The following is a 7,984-nucleotide window of genomic DNA, read 5'->3' on the forward strand; positions in this document are numbered from 1 at the left end:
TCTGCGCCGGGTCACCCATTTCGCCAGACAGCAGGAGGCGTTGTTAATACAGCACATCAACCAGAGAAACAGCACCGAAACCAAACGGGAGATCGACAGACTCCAGCGGGAGCTAGATGATATGCGACGAAGGGATACGGAGTTGACGGCCTTATTCAAGCGGCTTTACGAGGATAATGTGCTGGGGCGCATCACCAATGAGCAGTTCCGGATGCTGTCCGCCGACTACAACGACGAACAAAACAGCCTGAAGGAACGAATCCCCCAGGCTGCGGAGCGGATAAACAAGCTGCAAGAATCCATCTCCAATGTCTCCCGATTCGTAGAAAAGGCGAAACGCTACACCGAGATTTTAGAGCTGAACGGCGAGCTGCTTCACCTGTTTATTGAGCGTATTGAAGTGGGCGAACGAGGTGAACGTTACTCGAGAACATCGGAACAGAAGATTGTCATCCGATACCGAGACATCGGCTTTTTCGGAGCCTTTGCTGAAGAAGCTCATAAAATAGCTGTTTAACTGCAAAGGCAGACAGCAAAATCTGCTGTCTGCCTTACCAAAAACCTATGGTTCAGAATGTGTCCCTATGCACACGGGCATAAAGTGCACCCTGTTCTTATTTCGGATTAGAACAGTTTCCAGTATAGCGGCGATTCAAACATAACCGCCGATTTAAACAGAACCACCGGGTTCAAAAAAAGGAGGATTTAACTTCCTTTTGATCGAAAAAGTACGGGAAGAATTTCTTACTCACTGGTTTAAAAGGAGGAATCCCCATGACCGACCATCCATTTACAGTTGGAGACATCATAAAAACCGGGTATAAATCAGGAGAATACATTGGAGAGATTGTTTCCCTTGCCCCTCCGCGTGCGACTGTGAAAATTCTCGCTGTGATCAAGCATCCGGCCCAGGGAGATCTACACCATCCGCATGAGGTACACGTCCCACTTTTCCACCAGCGCCGCGCCCTTTCTCATCAGGAAAAGATTGTTGCACCACTTCGTGCACTTGAATCGTATTCCGGGAACATTCCCGACTATAAAGCGTCTTTGGATAACGCCATCAATGAAGAGATCCGCCTGCTGCGCGGAAACAATGACGAATGGTCAAAGCGCGCACTCGAAGAACTGGAGAAGCTTAAAGAAGAATACGCGTAAATATCGGTATCAAATCAAAGTTTCTTATTTTTTGTTTTTTTCCCGCTGCCCAGTGTTACTAACAAAGGGGGACGTCTTTCTGCCTGACTGTCTATATCGTTGAACTACCCAGATGTTTCGGGCAGGTCCCCCTTAGTAACGCGGACAGCTTATGCTTCCAGTTAACGGGAAAACTCTCAAAAAGTAAAAACGGACCATTCCATTGCCCACCACCTTCGATTGACGTTCCGCCCAGCTTAACATTACAGAAAAAATAGCCCGTAATCTACCAGAAAAGGGGTACGGACTACAACTTATTCGTTTTATTCATTTTTTTGCAGAATCAACTGGCTCGCCTCATAGGCACTGGAGAAGGAGAGCTCTGACAACTGCCCTTCACCCTGGCACCAGTCACCCGCAAAAAATACGTTCCGGTAATCCGGGAAATACAGCGGCATCGGATCCTGTGTCATTGTCCACTTAATTTCCTGGGCGGCCGCCCTTTTTGACACACGGGGGACGACCAATTGTTCCCGCCACCCCGCAAAATGCTTATCATACAGCGCTTCAATTCTTTGATGGTAATCTTCAATTTTTTCCTTGTCTTTCAAATCATCCGGGCTAATATAGGCGACAGCCTGCAGAAGCTGACCGCCCTCCGGGACACATGTCTTATCATAATGGGAAATGTCGGTGATAAAAATCCGGTTTTTCTTATCGTAAATATACGTATAGGGAACTTCAATCCGATCTTTTAACCCGATGTCATACACATACACGTAGCTTGGTTCATAGCTCGAATATTGTTTAGCGGAATGCTCAATCTTCGTATCGACAAAGATTTTTTCCAGCTCTTTTGGCGGAATACAAAAAACAAATTCTTTGGCAGCGTACACCGCATTTGGTACATAGACTTCCGTTAATCGGTCATCGCTCGCCAAAACGGACTCAACTTTTGTTTTCGTGAATATCTCGCCGTTATGGCTTTCAATGACGCGGACGAATTCATTGATAAGCGCCTGCCATCCCCCACCGATATAAGTGACTGGTTTATTGGTGGTAAAGAGGCGTTGATAATAACGAAAAAATACATCAGACGGAATTTTCTCCGGCTCTTTTGTAAAAAAATTCGATGACGCCAGGGTTAGCATCATTTCTTTTACGTCATCGCTGGTGTTGTTTTCCTCCATCCATTTGGCAATGGAAAGGTGTGGATGCCCTTTTTCCAGACGAAGCATTGTTTTAAAAATTTCAAACGTGAACTTAATTTTTCCCGTTCCTTTGAGAACAGCAGTGCGGAAAAGCCCCTGAATGTTTGCCGGTACATCGGTAAGCCTGTCCCCAATATCATATTTCGCCTTATTCGGTTCAAAATCGACCCAGTCAATATGAATCCCCAGTTCCTTTTCCATCGTCCGCAGAATCGATGTATCCCGCCCATAAATGGCATGGGCGCCAAAGTTAAATGAAAAATCTTTTATCTTTAAGGTTACGGCACGGCCGCCAAGATTTCCACGTTCAAGCACAGCAACCTTTTTTCATTTACTTGACAACGTCGCAGCAGCAGACAAACCTGCCAGTCCGCCGCCTACAATAACGACGTCAAAATACCTTGTTTCCACGTTTTCCATAAACAATTAACATCTCCTAATATGTGCTGTTTACCTGTATGGCATGGACTTTTATATACCATTACTACCACACTTATGTTGTTATCATCATTCTATTATAACTTGTCTGTTGAAAGGTAGCACATATCTTTAATGTCGCAATACGGGACACCCGGAGAAAACGGGTGTATAGTAAAAGAAAATGATAAAGAGCAGTCAATTCGAGGAGGAGATTTTGTGATCGTTACTGTGGATGCAGTTAGTTGGCGACGTGAGGAAGGCTATATACTTCAGGATGTTTCCTGGAAAATTGAGGAGGATGAGCACTGGGCCATTATCGGTTTAAACGGCTCCGGAAAAACAACGCTGCTGAATATTTTGAACGGATACATATGGCCGACTAAAGGCTCGGTTGAAGTTCTCGGCAATCGGTTTGGACAATGCGATGTGCGGGAAGTGCGCAAATCGATCGGTTGGGTAAGCTCTTCATTGCAGGACAAACTGTATCGAAATGAAACGGTGGAAAACATTGTGCTTAGCGGAAAATTCGCTTCCATCGGCCTTTATGATAAGCCGCTGGAAGCAGACTATGAAAAAGCGAGAGCTTTATTAACCGAAATCGGATGTGAATCTTTCCTAAACCGGCCTTATCAGACGCTATCTCAGGGTGAAAAACAAAAAGTTCTCATTGCCAGAGCCCTGATTGCCTCGCCCAAACTATTAATTCTGGACGAGCCATGTACCGGACTTGATATTTTTGCCCGGGAACAATTGCTGCATACGATTCAAAAAATAGGAAGCCAGCCGGAGGGCCCGACTCTTATCTATGTTTCCCACCATATCGAAGAAATCGTACCCGCTATCAACCATGCCCTGCTTTTAAAAAGCGGCTCGGTTTATGCAGCAGGAAATACGCATGATGTTCTGACGGGGGAAAACCTTTCAAAATTCTTTGAAAACGATGTAAACGTTGACTGGGAAAATCAACGGCCCTGGCTGCGCATCCAGAGTTAAACTCATTCCTTATTGTTCTCTTGGGGCTGTCAGGCAGCGGGTAGCTTTCATTTGTACACTTCCCAACCGGTATAATGACGCGGCGCTTTGCGACCCAATCATAGGCTGCCTGACCAAACCCAAGTACAATACTTATCAATGAATGCCCGGTGTGGCTGTCTTACGTCCGAGCCGGCTGTTATTTTTCGTCGGAAGCTTTTAAAGCCGTACTCACATCATTCAACAAACCTTTCATTTCACGGTTTAATTGATTAATAATGGTTTCAACATCCTTTGAAGATTTCGCGCTGCTCTCTGCCAGCTTGCGCACCTCGGAAGCGACCACGCCAAATCCGCGCCCGTGATCTCCCGCGCGCGCCGCCTCAATTGCCGCATTTAAAGCAAGCAGATTCGTTTGTGAGGCAATATCTTGAAGAACCCCTACAATTTTCAAAATATCTGTGGATAGGTCAGTCAGGACGGCCATGCGTTGTATAATGTCTTCCCCGTTTCTGCTTAGTTGGCCGGAAACGGCCTGGTTTGTTTCCCCTTGCTTATTCAACATTCTTTTACTCCTCCCCCTCAATCAGACGGTTACTATTTCCTTGTCTATCACTGATTATATTGGGATATTTTGTGCCTGTACACCATTTTGTAAAATGAGATGATTCGGGTATCAATTATGTAGATTTATGGTGTTATATTTTCTAACAAAGAATAAATATAATGGGGATGGATTGTGCTATAGTTAAGCTATACCATTCCGTTTAGTAAAGGGAGGGAGAGATATTGTCTTATAAGCATAAGAAGGTCATCACCATCGGTATCGTTAGCGAACTAACCGGGTTATCCGAAAGGCAAATTCGATATTATGAAGAACGGCAGCTCATCCTTCCGGAACGCACCAATGGAGGAACCCGCAAGTTTTCGTTTGCTGATGTTGAAAAGTTAATGGAAATTGCAAATAAGATGGAAGACGGGCTGCAGACATCCGAAATTAGAAAGATGGATAAAGAAAGGCTGAGAACCGATACAGAACTGAGAAATAAAATGATTCGCGGCCAGATTAACGCGGCCTTTAATATTCACAAGAGATGACGGAAGGCAAAACCGGAAAAAACAATGGGAGATTATCTAACAAATAATAAGACTGATTAAGAATCTTCCGTATAATAAAGATAACACCCCTTTTAGTGTAAATCTCTCCACAAAACTCCACCTTAGCCACTATGCAAACTCTCCGGCATAGTGGCCTTTTTACGCCTTTACGGTTGTTACGGTTAATCCGCGTGTACCAACTGTACATATATATCCGGCATCTTCATACACATGTGCTTGTTTAACAATACGCAGGGGTCGGAACATATCAATCATGACCGCGAGTTCTTTTGTTTCCTTCTTTCCGATGCTCTCCCCTATTTTACCCGGGTGCGGCCCGTGGGGAAGACCGGCCGGATGGATCGTAAAGGAGGCTTCCTTTATACATTTGCGGCTCATAACGGAAATAAATAACCATCCCACCCGACTACGTCAAGCGGATGATAATCAAAGAAATAGGAAGTAATCATCTCCTGCACCCGCACTCGAACTTCAAACTCTCCACGCAGGTTAGTAGCCACAAGTTTTTCCGGTATCCGTATATCCCGCTCACAGTAGGGCGAATGTTCCAACAGCTGGCCGTGCTCATTCCGATAACGTTTTGGCGGGAATATAGCAGAACCCGACTCCACAATAAGGAAACGCGCTTCCGTTGTTTCTAAGGTGACCCTGTGGTCGTGCCAATTGGAATGACGAGGTAATCTCCGGGTAAAAAAGGCAATTCCCCAAAAATACTTTGAATTTTTCCCTTTCCCTCATGGACAAATAGCAATTCATCTCCTTCTCCGTTGCGGTAATAATAAGTCTCGCTTCAAGAAAATCCCCACCCTCTTCGTTATTCCAGGTCAAGAAATGCCGATACTTCAATGCCCCGCGGTCTTCAAACTCATAATGGACGTCTCATATTTTCTTTACTGCTTTCACCTGTGTTGGAGGATGAATATGGTAGAGCAGTGACTGGATGCTTATTATAACCTCTCCCAACCCGCATACTCGAATATTTTTTAACAGTTGAGAAAAACTCGCGGGCGTTGCCGCTCGTCCTTTTTCTGCAGGGAAGCGAAACGGCCGCTTAGTGACCGGAAGGTCGGACCGACAAAACATCCGGGTACCTCAATGATGGAGACAATTGTCGGTCTGATCGACCTTCCGGCCACACGCTCCACATTGAAAAAGCAACGTTCGGCACACTCCCGCGAGTTTTTCTCAGGTGACCCATGGAGGAAAGTATATGTTGCTTTAACACTGTAAAGCAACATATACTTTCTTTAACGGAAAAAAAGTCCTGTTCATTTTGAACAGGACTTTTAATAGCTATGTATTGTTTGTGGTGGGCCTAGGCTGACTCGAACAGCCGACCTCACGCTTATCAGGCGTGCGCTCTAACCAACTGAGCTATAGGCCCATTATGAAAATCATTGCTGCAAATAAGTGTCTAATAAAATAGATGGAGCGGGTGATGGGAATCGAACCCACGTATTCAGCTTGGGAAGCTGATGTTCTACCATTGAACTACACCCGCATATAGAGAAATTTACTGCTTACTAGTTCCCTATGGTCGGGAAGACAGGATTTGAACCTGCGACCCCCTGGTCCCAAACCAGGTGCTCTACCAAGCTGAGCCACTTCCCGAAACAAAAAAATGGCGTGCCCGGAGAGACTCGAACTCCCAACCTTCTGATTCGTAGTCAGACACTCTATCCGATTGAGCTACGGGCACAAGCATACTAAAAATAAACTTATAAAATGGTGCCGAGGACCGGAATCGAACCGGTACGGTAGTCACCTACCGCAGGATTTTAAGTCCTGTGCGTCTGCCAGTTCCGCCACCCCGGCACTGCTTTAAAAGTACATCATGGAGCGGACAACGAGACTCGAACTCGCGACCCCGACCTTGGCAAGGTCGTGCTCTACCAACTGAGCTATGTCCGCACAAATTACTCCAAATTATAAAATGGTGAGCCATACTGACTCGCGACGCGCAGGAGGCGCTAGGTTCTGCGTTAGGCACACGATGTGCCTGCTTTTAGCAGAACTTCCTTAATATAAGGTGAGAGTCCTAACCATGAAAATCAACTACATGATGTCGTTAATCACAAGCATGCCAAATTATAAAATGGTGAGCCATACTGGACTCGAACCAGTGACACCCTGATTAAAAGTCAGGTGCTCTACCAACTGAGCTAATGGCTCTTACATAAAATGGTGCCGGCGAAAGGACTTGAACCCTCAACCCCCTGATTACAAGTCAGGTGCTCTACCAATTGAGCTACACCGGCAAATAAATATTCACATTAATGGTGGAGGATGACGGGATCGAACCGCCGACCCTCTGCTTGTAAGGCAGATGCTCTCCCAGCTGAGCTAATCCTCCATAATGGTGACCCGTAGGGGATTCGAACCCCTGAATGCATGCGTGAAAGGCATGTGAGTTAAGCCGCTTCTCCAACGGGCCACAATAAAATTAACAAATATTAATGTAACATATCTATTATTCAAAATCAATGTTCAAACAGATGGCGGAGGGAGCAGGATTCGAACCCGCGTGGGCTTGCACCCTAACGGTTTTCAAGACCGCCCCGTTATGACCACTTCGGTATCCCTCCACAAATATGGTGCGGTCGGCGAGACTCGAACTCGCACGATCTAGGATCACTACCCCCTCAAGATAGCGTGTCTGCCAATTCCACCACGACCGCATTTGTATAATTGATTTATCATTTGATTAATGAATGGTGGGCCCTGCAGGACTCGAACCTACGACCAATCGGTTATGAGCCGACCGCTCTACCAACTGAGCTAAGGGCCCAACTATGCAATATTAAACAGGTAGTATACCTTGAAAACTGAATCAGAAAAAACATTGCGCTTTGCATGAAAAAATCATGTTGTCCACGTTGTATAGTATTGGGTTAAGCCCTCGACCGATTAGTATTCGTCAGCTCCATGCGTTGCCGCACGTCCACCCCGAACCTATCTACCTCATCATCTATAAGGGGTCTTACCAGCTTGTGCTGTGGGAAATCTCATCTTGAGGGGGGCTTCACGCTTAGATGCTTTCAGCGCTTATCCCGGCCGCACATAGCTACCCAGCGATGCTCCTGGCGGAACAACTGGTGCACCAGCGGTGCGTCCATCCCGGTCCT

General features: G+C 46.0%; 5 protein-coding genes, 13 tRNA genes, 1 rRNA gene and 3 pseudogenes. 5 read left to right on the top strand and 17 right to left on the bottom strand.

Annotated features, from left to right (window positions below; all coding sequences use genetic code 11):
- Nucleotides 1-40 precede the first annotated feature (40 nt).
- Entirely contained in the window at nt 41-517 is a 477-nt protein-coding gene (locus tag H525_RS28215; RefSeq protein ID WP_051331013.1) for a DUF4368 domain-containing protein, read from the top strand.
- A gap of 257 nt (nt 518-774) precedes the next feature.
- On the top strand, nt 775-1,158 hold the full coding sequence (kapB, locus tag H525_RS0112750) for a kinase-associated lipoprotein KapB (protein WP_027416535.1): 384 nt from the start codon (nt 775-777) through the stop codon (nt 1,156-1,158).
- A gap of 302 nt (nt 1,159-1,460) precedes the next feature.
- Here kapB and H525_RS23945 read toward each other — a convergent pair.
- Nucleotides 1,461-2,759 (bottom strand): annotated as a pseudogene (locus H525_RS23945) (phytoene desaturase family protein).
- Between the two features lie 225 nt (nt 2,760-2,984).
- Here H525_RS23945 and H525_RS0112760 point away from each other — a divergent pair.
- Nucleotides 2,985-3,761 carry an ABC transporter ATP-binding protein gene (locus tag H525_RS0112760; protein WP_027416536.1) on the top strand — a complete coding sequence of 259 codons (777 nt, stop codon included), beginning with the start codon at nt 2,985-2,987 and terminating at the stop codon, nt 3,759-3,761.
- 178 nt (nt 3,762-3,939) lie between these two features.
- On the opposite strand, the pseudogene H525_RS29020 reads toward H525_RS0112760, so the two are convergent.
- A pseudogene (locus H525_RS29020) lies at nt 3,940-4,197 on the bottom strand (methyl-accepting chemotaxis protein); the annotation flags it as partial.
- A gap of 332 nt (nt 4,198-4,529) precedes the next feature.
- On the opposite strand from H525_RS29020, the gene H525_RS0112770 reads away from it, so the two are divergent.
- The gene (locus tag H525_RS0112770) at nt 4,530-4,838 is read left to right on the top strand and encodes a MerR family transcriptional regulator (RefSeq protein ID WP_027416538.1); all 309 of its coding nucleotides are present in this window, start codon (nt 4,530-4,532) and stop codon (nt 4,836-4,838) included.
- 196 nt (nt 4,839-5,034) lie between these two features.
- Here the strand turns inward: H525_RS0112770 and H525_RS29565 are convergent.
- A pseudogene (locus tag H525_RS29565) lies at nt 5,035-5,822 on the bottom strand (homogentisate 1,2-dioxygenase); the annotation flags it as partial.
- Nucleotides 5,823-5,849: 27 nt separating this feature from the next.
- Between H525_RS29565 and H525_RS27345 the strand changes: the two are divergent.
- Nucleotides 5,850-6,089 carry a hypothetical protein gene (locus H525_RS27345; RefSeq protein ID WP_155837264.1) on the top strand — a complete coding sequence of 80 codons (240 nt, stop codon included), beginning with the start codon at nt 5,850-5,852 and terminating at the stop codon, nt 6,087-6,089.
- Nucleotides 6,090-6,166: 77 nt separating this feature from the next.
- Here H525_RS27345 and H525_RS0112785 read toward each other — a convergent pair.
- From H525_RS0112785 to H525_RS0112850, 14 genes are all read right to left on the bottom strand, one after another.
- Nucleotides 6,167-6,243: transfer RNA gene (locus tag H525_RS0112785), tRNA-Ile, on the bottom strand.
- A gap of 43 nt (nt 6,244-6,286) precedes the next feature.
- Nucleotides 6,287-6,360 (bottom strand) — tRNA-Gly (locus H525_RS0112790).
- A gap of 33 nt (nt 6,361-6,393) precedes the next feature.
- Nucleotides 6,394-6,470: transfer RNA gene (locus tag H525_RS0112795), tRNA-Pro, on the bottom strand.
- Between the two features lie 11 nt (nt 6,471-6,481).
- Nucleotides 6,482-6,558, bottom strand: a tRNA-Arg gene (locus H525_RS0112800).
- A 27-nt stretch (nt 6,559-6,585) separates the two neighbouring features.
- A tRNA-Leu gene (locus H525_RS0112805) sits at nt 6,586-6,674 on the bottom strand.
- Between the two features lie 20 nt (nt 6,675-6,694).
- Nucleotides 6,695-6,770 (bottom strand) — tRNA-Gly (locus H525_RS0112810).
- Between the two features lie 185 nt (nt 6,771-6,955).
- Nucleotides 6,956-7,031: transfer RNA gene (locus H525_RS0112815), tRNA-Lys, on the bottom strand.
- A gap of 10 nt (nt 7,032-7,041) precedes the next feature.
- A tRNA-Thr gene (locus H525_RS0112820) sits at nt 7,042-7,117 on the bottom strand.
- A gap of 19 nt (nt 7,118-7,136) precedes the next feature.
- Nucleotides 7,137-7,212: transfer RNA gene (locus H525_RS0112825), tRNA-Val, on the bottom strand.
- 4 nt (nt 7,213-7,216) lie between these two features.
- Nucleotides 7,217-7,293: transfer RNA gene (locus H525_RS0112830), tRNA-Glu, on the bottom strand.
- 62 nt (nt 7,294-7,355) lie between these two features.
- Nucleotides 7,356-7,444: transfer RNA gene (locus H525_RS0112835), tRNA-Ser, on the bottom strand.
- A gap of 7 nt (nt 7,445-7,451) precedes the next feature.
- Nucleotides 7,452-7,537 (bottom strand) — tRNA-Leu (locus H525_RS0112840).
- A gap of 34 nt (nt 7,538-7,571) precedes the next feature.
- Nucleotides 7,572-7,647 (bottom strand) — tRNA-Ile (locus H525_RS0112845).
- 99 nt (nt 7,648-7,746) lie between these two features.
- Nucleotides 7,747-7,984, bottom strand: a 23S ribosomal RNA gene (locus tag H525_RS0112850); the annotation flags it as partial.

It is taken from the genome of Aneurinibacillus terranovensis DSM 18919 (assembly GCF_000430625.1).
Taxonomy (GTDB): Bacteria; Bacillota; Bacilli; order Aneurinibacillales; family Aneurinibacillaceae; genus Aneurinibacillus_B; species Aneurinibacillus_B terranovensis.

Bases quoted from the DNA above. Each gene is read 5' to 3' on its own strand.
- kapB (WP_027416535.1), top strand. From the start codon at position 775: ATGACCGACCATCCATTTACAGTTGGAGACATCATAAAAACCGGGTAT.